Source organism: Marinitoga sp. 1138 (assembly GCF_013363265.1).
Lineage (GTDB): Bacteria > Thermotogota > Thermotogae > Petrotogales > Petrotogaceae > Marinitoga > Marinitoga piezophila.
The window spans coordinates 1-18154 of sequence record NZ_LBFA01000030.1 but is presented as its reverse complement, the minus strand read 5'-3'; the positions used below and the strand labels follow the sequence as shown (position 1 = coordinate 18154).

Here is an 18154-nt window from a genome sequence, read left to right as displayed (position 1 = left end):
TTGGGGGGATATAATGAAAAAATATTCTATTTTAGGATTCTTAATTATTTATCTTGTCTGGCACATGGCTGCATATTATTTGCATAATGAATTACTCGTTCCATATCCTCATAATGTCTTTTTAAGATTATTATCTTTTTTCAAAACAAAAGATTTTTATATTGACTTATTCAGTACAATTTCAAAAATTATCCTTGGATTTATAATCTCAACAATAATAGGCATTCCATTTGGAATATTATCTGGTTTAAGTGAAAAATTCTTTAAAATCTTTCGACCAACGTTAATGATTATCCAAAGCTCTCCTGTTGTTTCATATATTGCCATAGCCATGTTATGGTTTGGAATAGGATTTTACACACCTGTTTTCGTTTCATTTATGGTAGTCTTCCCTATTGTAGTTTTAAACATATCAGAAGGCATAAAATCTACAGACAAAAAATTGCTCGAAATGGCAAAAGTTTTTGAAATTCCAGACAAAAAAATACTTACAAAAATCTACATTCCATCTCTCGTTCCTTTTCTAAAATCCACGTTAAACCTTATTTCGGGAAACCTCTGGAAAGCTGTTGTTATTGGTGAATTTTTAGCTGGTGAAAGAGGCATAGGTGTTGGTCTTTCTTTCAGTAAAATAGCCCTCGATACAGAAGGTGTCTTTGCCTATTCTGTATTACTCGCTATTTTAGGATTATCTTCAGAAAAACTACTTAAAAATCTCTCTCATCTTAAACGTAAAGATAGAGGGAAAATACCTCATATTAAGAATTCTATTAACATAAAAAAAGAAAGAAATTTACAAAATATTATCATAGAAGATTTGAACAAACAGTTTGATGGCAACGTCATATTGCAGGGATTCAACATTACTTTCTATCATAACAAAATAAACATAATGCTTGGTGAATCAGGAATTGGAAAAACAACTATTTTGAATCTCATAGCGGAACTTTTAAAACCCGATAAAGGAGTTATTATAAAAAAAGGAAAAATTGGATATATATTTCAGGACGATCGTCTAATTCCATGGCTTACAGTATATGAAAACCTTGAGTTGGTAAATGAAAAAATCGACACAGAAGAGCTGGAAAAACTGCTGGAATTTCTAAATCTATCAAAAGATGTATTGTTAATGTATCCCGATGAATTATCTGGAGGGATGAAAAAACGAATAAACATATTACGCGCTATAGTATATGAACCGGATATTATATTAATGGACGAGGCATTTTCTTCACTTGATATTTCAACAAAATACAAAGTAATGAATGAATTATTAAATATACAAAAAGAAAGATTATATACCATAGTAATGGTTACCCATGATCCATTTGAGGTTTCTGTTTTAGGTGAAATTGTATATATCTTAAAAGAAAAACCCATAAAAATACACAAAAAATTCGAATTCAGAGAAAGTTATAAAAGAAATTCCGAGGAAAATCATCACATTCTTTATGAAATCAACAAAATTTTGTTAGCGTAACTTAATCTGATTCTAAGTTTTTTTTAAGGAAACTGCGCAAAAATAATTATGGTAATGATTGCAACAGGAGGTGGTAGTGATGAAGAAATTAGTAATGGCATTGATGATGGTAGTTCTAACAGTATCAACTTTTGCATTTGTTAATCCAGATTATGTTTCACCAGTAGTAAAAGTTGTTAATGAGGCTGCACCTGCAGTGGTTAATATTGAGGCAGTTGGGCATAAAAAGGCTTCAATAGACCCTTTCTTTGAAGATTTTTATAAAAGATTCTTTGGAGAAACACCATGGACACAGGATAGAGAATTTAAAGCTTTGGGAACAGGTTTTATCTTTGACAAAAGAGGATATATATTAACAAATTTTCATGTTGTAGAAGATGCTGACGAAATCACAATTACAACACTTGAAGGGAAAAAATACAAAGCAAAATATGTTGGTGGAGACAAAGACCTTGATATCGCAGTATTACAGGTAAAAACAAATGATAAGCTTCCTGTAATTGAATTGGGTGATTCAGATAATATTCAAATTGGCGAATGGGCAATAGCAATTGGTAATCCTTTAGGATTTAAACATACAGTAACCTTAGGCGTTGTAAGTGCTGTTCATAGAAAATTGCCTAAACCAGATGGACAGGGCGCATATGCTGATTTAATCCAGACAGACGCAGCAATAAATCCTGGAAATAGTGGCGGACCATTATTAAATATTCACGCACAGGTAATTGGTATTAATACAGCTATAGTTAATCCACAGGAAGGACAAAACCTTGGTTTTGCAATCCCAATTAATTTTGCAAAAAGATTCGCTGAAGCTTTAATTAACAATGGTAAAGTTTCAAAAGCATATTTAGGCGTATATGTTCAGGACGTAACAGAATCACTTGCCAAAACATTTGGATTAAATACAACAAAAGGTGCTTTTGTTAGCGATGTTGTAAAGGACTCACCTGCTGAAAAGGCTGGTATAAAACCAGGAGATGTTATCTTAAAAATCGACAACAAAGAAATTGACAGTGCTGATGAATTGGTATATATTGTAAAAACATATCCAGCTGGAGAACATATCAAAGTTGTTGTAAACAGAAAAGGTAGAGAAATTGAATATGAGGTAATACTTGCTGAAAGAGAAGAATTTGCAAAGACAACAGATAAATACTATCTCGGTATAAAAGTAAGAGACTTAACACCAGAAGATATAAATGAATTAAACCTTCCAAAAGAAATGTACGGTGTAATGGTTGAAGATGTAGCAGACAACTCAGAAGCTCAATATATCAATATCAAAAAAGGCGATATTATCATGGAACTTTATATAAACGGAAAAGGTATAAAATTAAAATCAGTAAAAGACTTCCAGAAATATGCAGCAAAAATCAAAAAAGGCGATTATATTGGGTTCATCTTATATAGAGATGGATATAGAAGATCAATATACTTCAAATATATGGGCAAATAATAAAAGGGGCGTTCTGCCCCTTCTTATTTTAAAGAATCCAATTCTTTTTTAGCATCTATTTTTGCCTGTTTTCCCTGTTCAATCCAATCAGGATGTAATGGCATTTCAATAACCTTTTCAAACATTTCTCTTGCCCTGTCATATTTCTTCCATACCTTATACAATACACCTAATTCATAATAGGCATTTACATATCCTGGTTCTATTTCAGCAGCCTTTTTCAAATAATATTCCGACTTTTTATAATTATTCATTGGCCATGGAACATCTCTATATCTCATTCCCATTGCAATATATGCTGTATATAGAGATGGATCAAGTTCAATAGCTTTTGAAATATGTTTATCAAAATCCCCAAGCATAAATAAACTTTGAACTATTCCTTTAAACTGTGCCAACCTTCCAATAGCTGCTCCTAAAACATAATGCGCATAACCATTATCAGGATCAATTTCTACTGCCTTTTTACCAACTTCAACAGCCTGAGAATAAATTTTTTCCTTTTCTTCCTCTTTCACACCCCAATTGGCATATTCTGTTAAAGCATTACAGTAAACTGCTAAAACAGATGCATCAGATGTTTCTTTGCTTAATTCATCAATTAATATTTTTATCTTCTCTACATCATGCAAACTATTTGCATTTTTAAAATCAGTATAATATTCTGTAAAACTTTTACCAAAAAGGCTTGAAAAAAGAAAAAGTAGTAGTAAAATAAAAGTAGCTCTCTTCATAGTCCCCCTCCTTTTCAAAATATTTTATTAATACAATTATATCATAAATTTTAAGTTTTGATGACAGGACTTGATTTTTTAACGAAAATGGTATAAAATTAATATTGAAATAAAAACAAAATAAAAATCAAAAAAGGAAGTGGTTTTATGAGTGAACAGGAAAAAATTGAATATATCAGTGAAGTGTTAAGAAGCCACAAAATATCCCCTTCATTACAGAGAATTCAGGTTTATAAATTCTTAATGGAAAATCATATACACCCCAATGTTGACACTATTTACAAAGAACTTGTTGTGAAAATCCCAACATTATCAAAAACAACCGTTTATAACACATTAAAACTTTTCCAGAGCAAAGGGATTGTCTCTGCTATCACAATTGATGAAAATGAAGTTAGATATGATATTAACACACATCTTCATGGTCATTTTAAATGTATTAAATGTGGTAAAATTTTTGATTTTGATATCCACGAAATTAAAATTGACTCCAATTTGGAAAAAGAAAACAAAATCCTTGATCAACAATTGTACATTAAAGGCATTTGTAAAGAATGTCTTGCAAAAGAAGAAAATACAGATGAATAATATTATTAAGGCTCCCATTGGAGCCTTATTTTATTTAAGAAATTTATATTTCATTTTAATTACTATTATCTTAGTGTTGACAAACAGGAAAAATTATGTTATACTTACAAAAAAAATTCTGAAGGAGGATATTAACATGATGAATTTAATAAATACATTAAATATAAATTCAATAATATTAAGACATCACTCAAGGTGTGGCCTGAGGCTAACACCTTGAGTTGTCGTATTAACTCAAGGAATCCAGAGGGCCACACTTTAAAAAGTGTGGCCCTTTTTTATTATCAAAAATTCTAAATTTTTATATATGGGAGGGAGAGATTATGAAAAAGGTATTTGTTATGATGGTTGTTGTAATTTTAAGTATGGTGATATTTGGAGGAAAAATTGAGGAAATTCAAAAACGCGGTGTGTTACTAATTGGTCAGGATCCTGCTTATGCTCCATTTTACGGTGTAAACACAAAAGGCGAAAGAATTGGTTATGAAGTTGAACTGGCAAAAATGATGGCTGATGTTTTAGGTGTAAAAGTAAAATTTGTAATTACTAATTGGGACGGTATTATTCCTGCATTGTTAGCAGATAAATTTGATTTCATTTTAGCTGGAATGACAATAACACCTGAAAGGGCTTTAAAGGTTAATTTCACAACTTCTTATTATGAAACAGGTCAGATTATATTCTACAATAGCGATAAATATCCCGATGGTTTAACTGAAAACGATCTTAAGAAAATGGGAAACAAAGCAAAAATAGCTGTCCAGCTCGGTACAACAGGGGAATTTGCAGCAAGAAAGTTTTTCCCGGAAGCTAAAATTCTTACATTTGAAACTGTTGATGCTGCAGCATATCAAATAATCACCAAAAAAGCTGATGCTATGGTCTTTGATGAATTATACTACGGCTCTATATCAAAAAAATATCCTGCTATAAAAACAACAGAAAATCTTTTAAACAAAGAAAAATTAGGAATTGCTGTAAAAAAGGAAAATATTGATCTATTATTATGGTTAAACACATTTATAGAATGCGTAAAAACAGACGGAACATTAGATCAATTAAAACAAAAATGGATGATTGAATACGATTGGGGTGAATAAACTTTGGACAGAAGATATATGAAAAAAATATTCGCATATTTTGTTATAATAATGATTTTCGCACTTTTCTATTTCCAGATGGCAAAAACCTATCCTTTTAATTGGAGCAAGGTGCCTTTTAAATATATGAGTCTTTATCTTGATGGATTCTATATGACTTTAAAAATTTCAGTTTTCTCAATCTTTTTTGCATTGATAATAGGTGTAGTAGTGGGAATAATGAAAACATCAAAATTTGAACTCTTAGAAGATTTTGCGAATACATATACAACCATATTTAGAAATATTCCATTACTTGTAATAATCTTAATAACCTATTATGGCGTTGGTTCAATAATTGATATAAGTGCATACGTTGGAGCAATAGTATCTCTCGCATTATTTGAAGGTGCCTATATTTCCGAAATAATCCGTGGAGGTATAGAAGCCGTTCCAAAAGGACAGATAGAAGCAGCAAAAAGTATAGGACTAAACACATTCTTCTTATACATTGACGTATTATTGCCTCAGGCATTTCGAACAACATTACCTGCATTAACAGGACAATTTATCAGTCTTGTAAAAGACAGTTCTTTAGCATCTGTAATTGCTTTACAGGAATTAACGATGGTTGGTAGGCAAATTGCCACCTCCTCGTTTGCTTCCTTTGAATCATATATCACAATAGCCGCATTTTATTTCACGGTCACAGCCTTATTACAACTACTTGGAAAATATTTTGAAAGGAGGTTCGCAATTCCATGATAATAAAAATAAAAAAACTTGTCAAAAGCTTTGGAGATTTAGAAGTATTGAAAGGAGTGGATTTAACTGTATCAAAAGGCGAAGTTCTTGTAATTATGGGACCTTCTGGCTCTGGAAAGTCAACATTATTAAGATGTATTGCCGGACTTGAACCTTATCAAGATGGAATAATAACCCTGGAAGAAAAAAATATATTAAATTACGATAGAAAAACGCTTGTTCAAAAAATAGGTTTTGTATTTCAACAGCACAACCTATTTCCTCATTTAAAAATTATAGACAATATCTCATTGGGATTAATAAGAACAAAAAAAATGACAAAAAAAGACGCTTATGATATAGCTTTGAAAGTGTTGGAAGAAGTTCATTTAAAAGATAAAGCATATAATTTTCCTTCACAATTATCTGGCGGGCAACAACAACGTGCAGGAATAGCAAGGGTTTTAGCAATGGATCCGGAAATTATATTATTTGATGAACCCACATCAGCACTTGACCCAAGTCTGGTATATGAAGTAAAAGAAACAATGGTAGAATTGGCAAAAATGGGAAAAACCATGATAGTTGTAACCCACGAAGTAGATTTTGCAAAAAAAGCAGGAAACAGAATTATATTTATGAAAGACGGAAAAATCCTTGAAAATATGGATCCTGAAACTTTTTTTAAAACAGAAATGAAATATGAAATTGCATGAGGTGATTTTAATGGAACGAATAGCAATTAATTTCAATACAAATATAATAAACAATATTTATAATCATCATCATTCAAGGTGTGGCCTGGAGCTGACACCTTGAGTTGTGATGCCAATTCAAGGATTATACCAGGCCACACTTTTTAAAAAAGTGTGGCCATTTTTTATTATAAAAAATTAAAATTATATAGGAGGCGATATTATGAAAAAAGTATTTGTTATGATGGTTGTTGTAATTTTAAGTATGGTGGTATTTGGTGGAAAGATCGAAGAAATCCAAAAACGCGGTGTATTATTAGTTGGTCAGGATCCTGCTTATGCTCCATTTTACGGTGTAAACACAAAAGGTGAAAGAGTTGGCCACGATATTGAACTTGCAAAACTCATGGCAGAAGCTTTAGGAGTAAAGGTTAAATTTGTAATTACCAATTGGGACGGAATAATTCCTGCACTTATGACAGATAAATTTGATATTATCCTTGCAGCAATGACAATAACCCCAGAAAGGGCTTTAAAAGTCAATTTTTCCATTCCATATTATCAAACAGGACAGGCTTTAATATATAATTCTTTAAAATACAAAAATCTAACTGTTGAAGATATTAAAAAAATGGGAAGCAAAGCTAAAATAGCTGTTCAACTTGCCTCAACAGGAGAATTCACTGCAAGAAAAGTATTCCCTGAAGCTCAAATTTTAACTTTTGAAACAGCTGATGCTGCTGCATATCAGATAATCACCAAAAAAGCTGATGCTATGGTATTTGATGATTTATACTTTGGAACGCTTGTCAAAAAATACAGTGCTATAAAAATGGATAAAAACCTTTTAACAAAAGAAAACTTAGGAATTGCCGTAAAAAAAGAAAATCTTGATTTATTACTCTGGATTAACACATTTATAGAATGCATTAAAACCGACGGAACATTGGAACAATTAAAACAAAAATGGATGATAGAATATGATTGGAGTGAATAATAACTCCTTTAAAATAATCAATATCCACTATATAAGTAATAAAGTAGCTATTATATCTTAAAAAATCAACATTAAAAAATAAAAACCTCCTCTTCCTGGATAATAGAAACAACTCAGAAAGAGGAGGATTGTTTGTTTATTAACTTTTCAAATTCAAAAATTATTCTTTTTTCAAAATTTCATTTAATTTGATGAGCGATTTGTAATCCTTTACCAAAATCTTGATTTTTTCAGGACTTTTCCAATTTGGATATTCATAATCCATAATCAAGGCTACACTATAAAAATCATTTGTCTTTGTATCCTTCAAAATTATCAAAGTTCCATATTTCATATATTCCTTATCACTTAATTCAAAATGTTTATCTATAGGAAGATAATACTCATTTATCATCTTATAAATCGCTGTATAATAATACTCTTCCGCTTCATCATAATTTCTTATAATTGCTCCAACCTTTTCTCCATCCATAATACATCTGTTTTTAACAACTGCCAATTGCCCAATATCAATAACTTCTTCCTCATAATGAGAACTTAAAACTCTTAATAGATTATTCAAAAACTCCTTTGAATTTACTTCTGTACTTACTGTACTTTCCTTTTCTTCTGCATAAATAAAGGATATATCTAAATTTTCATTATCAAATCCATAATGTATATCCTCCATAGGAGCAGAAAGTATGAGCATTAATAATTTCAAATTTTCATTCATTTCGTCAAGTAATTCTGTAGAAAGGTTATACTTATCCTTTAATTCATATTCATTATCAAAATAATCATCAATTGAGATAATATAGTCAAGCATTTCATACTTTGAACCGTATTCATCATAAAAACTAAATCCATCAGAAAAAACACTTATAATCATAATTAAAAAAATTGTTAAAAGTGTTTTTTTCATAATACTTGCCTCCTCATTTTAAAAATCCCGGCGCGGAGGCCGGGAGGTTGTTTTCTCAATTTATTACCAGAGCAAAATTGCTCCGAAATCTGACATTGGCATTTGCCAATTAATCTTTGCAAGACTTGGTGTTGAAACATCTACTTGCATATATCCCATTGAACCTCCAAGATAAACAACATTATTAGTTGCGTCAAGTTCCACACCATAAACATCACCATAATCATAATTTCTTATTTTAATAGGATTTGTTACATCTGAAACACGAACAATTACGAGACCATTATTACAATCTCCTACATATGCATAATCTCCATTTACAATTACATTACATGCATACCCTGTATCATAAGCTCCTACCTTTGTTGGATTTGTCTTATCTCTTATATTCACTATTACTAGACCATTAGAACCATCTGCTAAATATGCATAATCTCCATTTACAGTTATATTACCGGCATGATTTGTATTATAAGTTCCTATTTTTATTGGATTTGCCTTATCACTTATGTCCATTATTATAAATCCATAATTATTATATGTTATATAAGCATAATTTTCTTTTATATATATATCAAAAGCAGAGTTATTCAATCCTAAAAAACTATAAGTGCTAATCTCTTTCGGAGTTGTTTTATCACTTATATCCATCACTATTACAATATCTTTACTATACCACGTTTTCCCCGTTATATATGCATAATTCCCATCTACATATACTCCAGAAACATCTCCAGGATCATATCCTCCTATCTTTGTTGGATTTGTCTTATCGCTTATATCCACTATTATAAAACCTTCGTCACCAGCTGCCACGTATGCATAATTCCCATCTACATATATCTCTCTTACATAACCTCCAAGATAAAGAGTATATGTCTTCTTTGCTGTTTCATTGTATATAACAAGTCCACTTTCTCCTGCTGCAATAATATCATAATCATCAACATGAACACTGTTCATCGGATAAGAGACATTTTTTTCAACATATTCATAAATTGATTTATCAAAGTTATATTGATCACTAATATCAACTACAGCATAACCATTTCCTGTTACATACGCATAATCGCCTGAGATTACACCATGAAATACTGAAAAATCATCAAAATGCGAATCAACAAGATACGCATTGTTTAAATCAGTTATATCAACAGCTTGTAATCCTCCATAAGTTCCAAGAAAAACATATTTTTGAGTTCCATATGTTTTTATACCAATAATTTCATATGCAAAACCATTTGTAGAAACTGCAGCCACCTTTATTGGATTTGTTTTATTACTTATATCCACTATTACTAGACCTTTATAACTATCTGCTATATATGCATAATTTCCATCTATATATACATTATTAACAGAACCAGCAGTATCATACCGCCCAACCTCTATTGGATTTGTTTTATCACTTATATCCACTATTACTAGACCATTATCCGTAGCTGCTACATATGCGTAATTGCCGTCTACATATACTCCATAAGCAAATCCAGGATCATATTCCCCCACCTTTTTTGGATTTAGTTTATCGCTTATATCCACTATTATTAAACCATTATAATAATCTATTATATATGCATAACCATTTGATACCACAATATCTCGAGCATTTAAAGGTGTGTATGCATCATACTTCTTTTCCATTAATTTCGGATTTTCAACATCGCTAAGATCTATTATATCAAGATATTCGGTATATAGATATACGCCATCAAAAGAGAAGTTCTTTGCATAATGCGATAAAGCTATTGATGATATAAATACTGGACGTTCTGGATCTGTATTTACATCATATATTGCAAGAATATTGTTACCATATACAAACATATAACCATTTTGAATTGCTTCTTTCGCTGTTGTAAATGACCATACGTCACCTTTTGTTGTGTTTCCTGATTCATCTACTGCATCTACTCTCCAGTAATATGTTGTGCTGTTTTCAAGTGTTTCGCTTAAATCATATGATGTTTCTGTTGTTGTTGTTTTCTTTACAAGGTTTGTTTCTGAATCTCCAAAATATACTTCATATGAAACAGTTTCATTATTTGGATCTGTTGATTTGCTCCAGCTCAATGTAATGTTTTCAGGGTTAATTCCTGATGCACCATCTGAAGGAACAGGATTTGTTACTTTTGCAGGTGGTTCATTTGCTGCTGTTGTGAATGATCTAATAACACTCTTTGCTTTTCCTCCACTTGCATTTACTGCTTCTACCTGCCAGTAATATGTTGTTTCATAATCGAGTTTTTCTGTTAATGTATATGTTGTATCTGTAATTGGATTTTCATTAACCTGTTTAAGTGTATTTTCTGCTGTTCCAAGATAGAAGTTATATGTTACTGTTTCTCCATTAGGATCTGTTGAAGCTTTCCAAGTGAATTCTATTCCTGTTATAGGCTGACCTGTTGCATCGTCATTTGGCGCTGTTAATTGTGGTGCTGATGGTGATAATGTTTTTATTGTTGTAAATGACCACACATCGCTTTCCACCGGATCGTCTGAATCTGTTTTTGCAGCTACTTTCCAATAATATGTTGTATTTAATTCAAGTTCTGATGAAATTTTATATGAATTATCTTCAAATGAATATGTATTATATTTTTCAAGGTTATTTTCATCTGTTCCAAAGTAAAGATCATATTCTACAGTTTCACCTAATGAAGAAACTGATTCAGTCCAAGATAAAGTAGGGGTTAATTCAACATCTACTGCATCATCTGCTGGACTTGGATTTGAAGGTTTTGTCAATGATGTATATTTCATTGTTGTAAATGACCATACTGGACCTTTTACCGAAATACCATCACTTGAAACTGTCTCTATCTGCCAGTAATATGTTGTTTCAAATTCAAGATTATCATCAAGAGATACATAATTATAATTTATATCGTCTTTTTTTAATTCAAGTTTATCTGCACTTGTTCCAAGATACAGTTTATACTTTATAGTTGTATATACATTATCTGGTTTACAATCTGACCATGAGAATCTTACATTTATTTCAACACCTGTTGCTTTATCTGATGGTGTTGGATTTGCCGGTGTTAATGGAGTTACGCCTTCTTCTGTACTGAATGACCATACCTTACTCGATGTTTCTCCGTCATTATAATCTTTTGCAACTACTTTCCAATAATATGTTTTGCTTTTTTTAAGATCAGGCATATATGTATAGGTTTTACCTAAATCTTTATCAATTATTTTCATTGAATCCTGTGATTCGCCAAAATAAACGTCATAACTTATAATATCGCCATCCGGATCTGTTGACGCGTCCCATTCTAAATAAAGCTTATCTATACTTACATCTTTTGCACCATCTGCAGGATCTGGATTAGTTGGCGCTGTTGGCGGTGTGTTCTCAACAACAGGTTGTTGTTCAACACATGATACCATAGTAAGTGCCATAAGTAGCGCTAACATTAAAGATACAGCTATCTTCTTCATCACTCTGCCTCCTTTGTTTTTTGTTTAATAAAATATTAAATTATCATATATAATGTATCATTCTTATTTATTTTTTTTCGGAATTTTTATTAATTAGATATTACAATTTAGAAAACTTTTTTATTTTTATACTCCTTTCAGGAATGATACATGGTTTCAACAATAATTGAAAGGTTTCATTTGAAATTCAGATGTATTATAATAGATATGGTATAATAATATTTGTATAAGATAGAAAACAACTTAAAGAAAATATGTGAAAAAGAAACCAGGTTTGTTGAGGAAGTGAAATAAAATTACAGTGGGTGAGTCAATATGCTTTTAGATGAAATAAAGAAAATAAGAGACTTGAACTGAAAGAAAAGCTTCCTTCAAACGAAGCTATCGCCAAAACTGTTGTTGCATTTAGCAATACCAGTGGCGGAAAATTAATTATTGGAGTAAATGATAACAGAGAAATAGTTGGAATTGAAGAAGACAAAATTTTTGAATATGAAGAAAAAATTTCATCTATCATTAATGATTTATGCTATCCGACTATTTTACCAGAAATTTACGCTCAAAATATTAATGGCAAAGTAGTTCTGGTTATAGAAGTTTTTCGCGGTTCATTATTGCCATATTATCTTAAAAATAAAGGAAAATTAAAAGGAACATATATAAGAATTGGCTCAACAAACAGAATCGCAGATGAAAATATGATAGCAGAACTCCAAAGACAAAGACTTAATAAAAGTTTTGATGAAGAAATAAATTTTGAATTTGAAATCAAAGATATTGATTTAAATATCATTTATAACGAATTCAAAAAAATAAATAAAAAATGTGATTATGACAAATTAAAAAATTTAAAACTCATAAAAAATATAAACGGTAAAGATATGCCCACAAATGCACTTTTAATAACTCTTGGAAAATTTGATAATACAATGATAAAATGTGCGAGATTTAAAGGGATCACAAAAGAAATATTTATAGATAAAAAAGAATTCGATGGAAATTTATTTTATAATCTGGAAAACACCATTAAATTTTTACAGAACCATCTTAATTTAAATGCAGAAGTTGAAGGATTACAATTAAAGGAAGAGCTTGAAATTCCACTTTTGGCTCTTAGAGAAGTGCTAATAAACGCAATAATTCATAGAGATTATTTAAGAAACAGTGATATTAAAGTAGCTATTTATGATGATATTGTGGAAATTGTTTCACCTGGAGGATTTCCAAATGGATTAACTTTAGAAGAAGTAATGAATGGAAGAAGTGAAATAAGAAATAAAGTTTTGGCTAATCTTTTTAGAGAATTAAATTATGTAGAAACCTGGGGAAGTGGAATTGGAAAGGTTAAAAAAATTTGCGAAGAAAAAAATATCAAGTTTGAAATTAATGAAACAGGGAATTTTGTGAGTATTGTTTTTTACAGATCAAAAATAAATACCGCTGAAAAACCAGCGAATAACCAGCGAAAAACCGACGGAAAACCGACAGAAAACCGACGGAAAACCGGCGGAAAACCGACGGATTTAACAATTCAAGAAGAAATAATTTATGATTTTGTAATTAAAAACAAAAAAATTAATGTAAAAAATGCTGAAAATATATTAAATATAAAATCAACAAGAGCAAAGGAAATTCTTAAGAATTTAACTAAAAAAGGTATTTTAGAAAAAATCGGCAAAACAAAAGGTAGTTATTATATCTTAAAAAATCAACATTAAAAAATAAAATCCTCCTCTTCCTGGATAATAGAAACAACTCAGGAAGAGGAGGATTGTTTTTTAGTTTATACCAAAGAAATATTCAAGAATTAGGCTATATACCTTTTCTACAGCATCTTCTCCAATTTTTCCTAAAATCTTTTTTCCACCCAATTTTAAAAGATCTTCCAGATATTCTTTTGGTTCCTTCTTTTCTAAAACCTTTTCTGCTTTAAACTTTGAATATATTTCCTTAAATTCAGAGTTTATATTCATCAAAGCTTTTTCAAAATCTTTTATTTTTATTTCTTCACCTTTAGAAAAGATTACTGTTAAATGATATAAGTCGATAACCATTAAGTCCCTATTAAATGAATAATCAGCATATATTCCATTTTCATAGAACAATTGTTCAAGTTGCTCCTTCAATAATTTATTATCTACAACAATTGTTATTTTTCCGCTTTCCAGAACCCTTTTCACATTATGTTTTGATTTTTTCAAACTATCAATTAATATTTTTTTCAACTCTTCTTTTCCGCTTTCTTCAGCTGAATACCACATATTATATGATTTCTTTAAAAGGTTTTGCGCCGTGTTTTTATCTACTTTTAAATGCCTGGAAATCTCACTCGCAAGAGCTCTTCCTTCTTTCAAATAAGCCCTTAAAACTTTTTCTTTATCTTCACTTTCCACTTTTCTTTTTACTATTTCATCTATTAGTATGAGATTTATTGTATTTTTTGCAACACCGCTATAACCATATTGATTATATACCGCAAAAACCCTTTCTCCTATGTTTTTATAAAATTCATTATCCCGGGATTGATTGTTCATTTTATATTCCTCCAAAATAATCACCTATGTAAATTCAAATAAATATTAAAAATCAATATATTCTAATGTTTTCAATACGATTTGGCATTATATATTTTATTTTTTCATTTCCTGGATTGGATATATCTATTACAACTATACCTTTATATGAAAAACCATATGCCAATTTTTTGGATTCATCTATATTTACTGCAACAATACCAAAGTTACTTGGGATTTTTAGAGTTGATAATATTATAGGATATTTTGGATTATCAAATCTTAAAGTTATAATTCCTCCATTAGCAATATATGCATATTTTCCTGTTATATACATATCATAAATATTTTTTATATCTTCAATTGTTCTTATTTTCTCTGGATTTGAAATATCTGACATATCATAAATATATATTCCACCTCTTGATAATATATACATTATATTTTTTTCTTGATTTATTTTTATATATAATCCCTTTCCTCTATTATCAATATAAAAATTATCATTTAATTCGGAAATTTCTTTAAAATTTCTTTTATCTGAAATATCTATTATTTCAATATCTCCTTCATAAATTGATTTTTTTGATTTAAATAAATACATATAATTTTTATCAAATTTCAGTATTTTTATTCTTTGATTATATTTACTTGGAAATTCTGGTTTATATTCTGCAACCTTTACAGGACTTGCAATATTTGAAATATCATAAATTTCTAATTCTTTTTTATAGTTAATATATGCATAATTGTCGTATACATTAATGTCAAACGGAATATTTTCATTGTCAAATTCAAAAATTTTTTCTGGCATGAAATTTTTGACTTTATCCAGGTCATAAATTTCTATTTTTTTAGAGTTCTCATTATATTTCCATATATAATTTTTATCAAAATATTTTATAGAATCTCCAATATTTTTATCTAAATATAAAAATTTATGATTATTATTTTTTATATTGTATATTTCTATCATATCAACTCTTTTATGGGTATCGTTTATATATACACCTTCCTTTAAAATTATAAAATCATTTTTATAAGTTTTAATCATAGAAGCTCTTTTATTTGACCAAAAATTTATTATTTCAGGGTTATAGATATCATTAATTTTAAATATCATTAACCCGCTATTCCCATTTGTATATACATAATTATTATACACATCTATTCGAGAAAAACTATCTTTTATTTCTCCCAAAACAAATCCCATATCATAAATTGCCCCTGGATTATTTATATCTTCTATTTTTATAACCCTTATACCTTTATTAGTTGCAATCAACAAATAATCCTTAAATTTTGCCATATCTTTAGAAGTAGCATTAAATTTGAAACTTTTATATAATTCTATTTTATCGCTTTTCCAGTTTTTATATATATATAGCCCTCCATATTCAGCAACATACATATATTTATCATTTTCAGGTATTATAATCTTCTCAACAATATCTGTCCTCTTTTTATATAATAATTTTGGTTTTTTAGGGTTTGAAAGACTATATACAAAAAAGCCACTATTACCATTTTCGTTATTTCGATACAACCTTATTAAATATTTATCATAAATTATTAAATTATTTCCCCTATCCTGATGCCATATGTCTAAAGTATTATCTTCTAACACAGATATTAATTTTGGATTTTTCTTGTTTGATATATCATAAACTCTAAATTGATAAACAAATTCCTCTGTTTCAGGTATATAATCCCCAGAAACAGCATATAGGTATTTTCCATACACAGCTATATCTTTTATTGAATCCTTTGTCTTAGGATCCCCATATTTATATACCGGTTTTGGATTTTTCGGGTCTTTATAATCTATAATTTCAAATTTACTTGTATATAAATACCTTCCATCAAAATAAGAAATATTTCCATATGAATTACTATACCTTCCATCGCCAATAGAAGCTTTTAATTTTTCATCTGTAAAATATATTGTTGAAACAATTTCAGGATTTTCCGGATCTCTTTTTAAATTATATAAACTATACACCTGTTGATCATAGTATAGTTCAAAATCACCAAACATATATCCGCCCTCTAATTTATATTTTTCACCATCATCTGAAACTTCTTTTTTTGAGACAACTTTTTCTTCTTCATAACTCAAATCTGTTTGTTCATCATTTGAAGTATCGTATGTTTCCTCCTGTGTAGAACTGCTTGTTGAACTAATTGAAGATTGTGTTGTTTCTTCATCATCGCCTGGAAGAATTGCAACAATAACCGCAAGTGCAATTACCACAAGTAAAAAAACTTTTAGCGCCTTCTTCATCACTCTGCCTCCTTTGTTTTTTGTTTAATAAAATATTAAATTACCAACTATAATGTATCATTTTTATTTTTTTTTTTTTTTTTTTTTTTTTTTTTTTTTTTTTTGAATTTTCGTTAACTAAATATTGCAATTTAGAAAACTTTTTGTTTTTATGAAGCTTTAAGGAAGGATAAATAGTTTCAACAATAATCGAAAGGTTTCATTTAAAACTCAGATGTATTATAATAGATATGGTATAATATCTGTATAAGAAATGAAAATAGGATTAATTACATATGAGGTGATTGAAATGAAAAAGAAAATACCATATGGAGAACAGGAATTTGAATTATTAATAAAAGATAATTATTATTATGTAGACAGAACAGAATATATAGAAAAATTAGAAAACTTAAATGAAAAATATATAGTTTTTTTAAGACCGAGGAAATTTGGAAAAACCCTTTTTATCAATACACTAATGGCATATTATGATGTAAATAATAAAGAAAAATTTGAAAATTTATTTGGAAAATTATACATAGGAAAAAATCTAACTCCATTGAAAAATAATTATTACATACTAAAAATGAATTTTTCCGGAATTCAAACAGAAAATAAAGACATATTAATAAAGAGCTTTAAAAATAATGTAATAGCCTCACTTGTAGATTTTAATAATAGATATAAATTAGAACTATCAATAAAAGAAGAATATAGCGAACCAGCAGATATAATAAGAGCGTTTTTAACTGATGCAAAAGATATTTTAAACAAACCAATATACCTATTAATAGACGAATACGATCATTTTGCAAATGAGTTATTGAGTTTTAATCTCGATTTATTTAGAGATAGCATAACAAAGCATGGATTTGTAAGAAAATTCTATGAAGAAATCAAAAAAGGAACAGAAACAATAATAAAAAGGATATTCATGACAGGAGTAAGTCCAATAATGCTTGACTCATTAACCAGTGGGTTTAATATAACAATGAATATTACAATAGAAAAAGATTTCAATAGAATGTTGGGATTTACAAAAGAAGAAGTAATTCAATTACTTGAATATTATGAGATATATTCTGATAAATTATTAAAGGAAATGGAAGAAAATTACAATGGATATAAATTCAATGAAAATGCTTCAAAAACAGTATATAATCCCGACATGGTATTTTATTTTATAATAAAATATCAAAAAGAGAAAAGACCTCCACAAAAAATAATAGACGACAATATATTAAGCGA

Annotated in this window: 14 protein-coding genes; 9 read left to right on the top strand and 5 right to left on the bottom strand. The window is 29.1% G+C overall.

Annotated elements, in window-relative coordinates:
• Window positions 1–13 precede the first annotated feature (13 nt).
• Complete coding sequence (locus XO11_RS09800) at window positions 14–1480, top strand: ATP-binding cassette domain-containing protein (protein WP_014297439.1); 1467 nt, start codon at window positions 14–16, stop codon at window positions 1478–1480.
• A gap of 79 nt (window positions 1481–1559) precedes the next feature.
• A complete protein-coding gene (locus tag XO11_RS09795) occupies window positions 1560–2939 on the top strand; it encodes a Do family serine endopeptidase (protein ID WP_014297438.1) in 1380 nt (459 codons plus the stop codon).
• A gap of 23 nt (window positions 2940–2962) precedes the next feature.
• On the opposite strand, the gene XO11_RS09790 is transcribed toward XO11_RS09795, so the two are convergent.
• Window positions 2963–3673: a tetratricopeptide repeat protein gene (locus XO11_RS09790; RefSeq protein WP_014297437.1), complete on the bottom strand. Its 711-nt coding sequence runs from the start codon at window positions 3671–3673 to the stop codon at window positions 2963–2965.
• Between the two features lie 147 nt (window positions 3674–3820).
• Here XO11_RS09790 and XO11_RS09785 point away from each other — a divergent pair, with 147 nt between their 5' ends.
• From XO11_RS09785 to XO11_RS09765, 5 genes are all read left to right on the top strand, one after another.
• Window positions 3821–4261 (top strand): Fur family transcriptional regulator, encoded by a 441-nt coding sequence (locus tag XO11_RS09785; protein WP_014297436.1) that lies wholly within the window; start codon window positions 3821–3823, stop codon window positions 4259–4261.
• Between the two features lie 323 nt (window positions 4262–4584).
• The gene (locus tag XO11_RS09780; RefSeq protein WP_175418554.1) at window positions 4585–5361 is read left to right on the top strand and encodes a transporter substrate-binding domain-containing protein; all 777 of its coding nucleotides are present in this window, start codon (window positions 4585–4587) and stop codon (window positions 5359–5361) included.
• Window positions 5362–5379: 18 nt separating this feature from the next.
• The gene (locus tag XO11_RS09775) at window positions 5380–6105 is read left to right on the top strand and encodes an amino acid ABC transporter permease (RefSeq protein ID WP_175418601.1); all 726 of its coding nucleotides are present in this window, start codon (window positions 5380–5382) and stop codon (window positions 6103–6105) included.
• Window positions 6102–6800 carry an amino acid ABC transporter ATP-binding protein gene (locus XO11_RS09770; protein ID WP_175418553.1) on the top strand — a complete coding sequence of 233 codons (699 nt, stop codon included), beginning with the start codon at window positions 6102–6104 and terminating at the stop codon, window positions 6798–6800. Before XO11_RS09775 ends, XO11_RS09770 begins: the two co-directional genes overlap by 4 nt.
• Window positions 6801–7002: 202 nt before the next feature.
• The gene (locus XO11_RS09765; RefSeq protein WP_175418552.1) at window positions 7003–7776 is read left to right on the top strand and encodes a transporter substrate-binding domain-containing protein; all 774 of its coding nucleotides are present in this window, start codon (window positions 7003–7005) and stop codon (window positions 7774–7776) included.
• 160 nt (window positions 7777–7936) lie between these two features.
• Here XO11_RS09765 and XO11_RS09760 read toward each other — a convergent pair whose 3' ends face one another.
• Window positions 7937–8680, bottom strand: a complete 744-nt coding sequence (locus tag XO11_RS09760; RefSeq protein ID WP_175418551.1) for a hypothetical protein — start codon at window positions 8678–8680, stop codon at window positions 7937–7939.
• A gap of 63 nt (window positions 8681–8743) precedes the next feature.
• On the bottom strand, window positions 8744–12127 hold the full coding sequence (locus tag XO11_RS09755; protein WP_175418550.1) for a hypothetical protein: 3384 nt from the start codon (window positions 12125–12127) through the stop codon (window positions 8744–8746).
• A gap of 353 nt (window positions 12128–12480) precedes the next feature.
• On the opposite strand from XO11_RS09755, the gene XO11_RS09745 reads away from it, so the two are divergent.
• Window positions 12481–13845: an RNA-binding domain-containing protein gene (locus XO11_RS09745; RefSeq protein ID WP_254873330.1), complete on the top strand. Its 1365-nt coding sequence runs from the start codon at window positions 12481–12483 to the stop codon at window positions 13843–13845.
• Window positions 13846–13905: 60 nt separating this feature from the next.
• Here XO11_RS09745 and XO11_RS09740 read toward each other — a convergent pair whose 3' ends face one another.
• On the bottom strand, window positions 13906–14661 hold the full coding sequence (locus XO11_RS09740; RefSeq protein ID WP_175418548.1) for a hypothetical protein: 756 nt from the start codon (window positions 14659–14661) through the stop codon (window positions 13906–13908).
• Between the two features lie 52 nt (window positions 14662–14713).
• A complete protein-coding gene (locus tag XO11_RS09735; RefSeq protein WP_014297426.1) occupies window positions 14714–16924 on the bottom strand; it encodes an LVIVD repeat-containing protein in 2211 nt (736 codons plus the stop codon).
• A 289-nt stretch (window positions 16925–17213) separates the two neighbouring features.
• Between XO11_RS09735 and XO11_RS09730 the strand changes: the two genes are divergently transcribed.
• Window positions 17214–18154, top strand: a 941-nt coding sequence (locus XO11_RS09730; protein WP_175418547.1) for an AAA family ATPase, incomplete at its 3' end; no start/stop codon positions are given.